This window comes from Pseudomonas sp. FSL W5-0299 (genome assembly GCF_005930655.1).
Lineage (GTDB): Bacteria > Pseudomonadota > Gammaproteobacteria > Pseudomonadales > Pseudomonadaceae > Aquipseudomonas > Aquipseudomonas mandelii.
Genome location: NZ_RXHX01000128.1, coordinates 1 through 329, shown reverse-complemented (window position 1 = coordinate 329; position 329 = coordinate 1). Strand labels below are relative to the sequence as shown.

At 64.1% G+C, this 329-nt stretch carries 1 pseudogene; it reads left to right on the top strand.

Annotated elements, in window-relative coordinates:
* Window positions 1-329, top strand: a pseudogene (gene istB / locus FHL16_RS33925) (IS21-like element ISPst3 family helper ATPase IstB); the annotation flags it as partial.

The window sequence follows — 329 nt, the reverse complement described above, 5'->3', positions numbered from 1 at the left end:
GGAACAAGAGCACACAGATCGCGCCATGCGCTCGGTGAGCCACCAGATGAACATGGCCAAGCTGCCGATGCACCGCGATCTGGCCAGCTTCGATTTCAACGCCTCTAGCGCCGACGCACGCCTGATCAGCGAGCTGGCCAGCCTGGCCTTTACCGACACCGCGCAGAACGTGGTGCTGATCGGTGGGCCAGGCACCGGTAAAACCCACCTAGCCACCGCGCTGGCCGTGTCCGGCATCACCCGGCACGGTAAGCGCGTGCGCTTCTACTCCACGGTCGATCTGGTCAATCTGCTGGAGCGCGAAAAGCACGACGGCAAAGCCGGGCGGA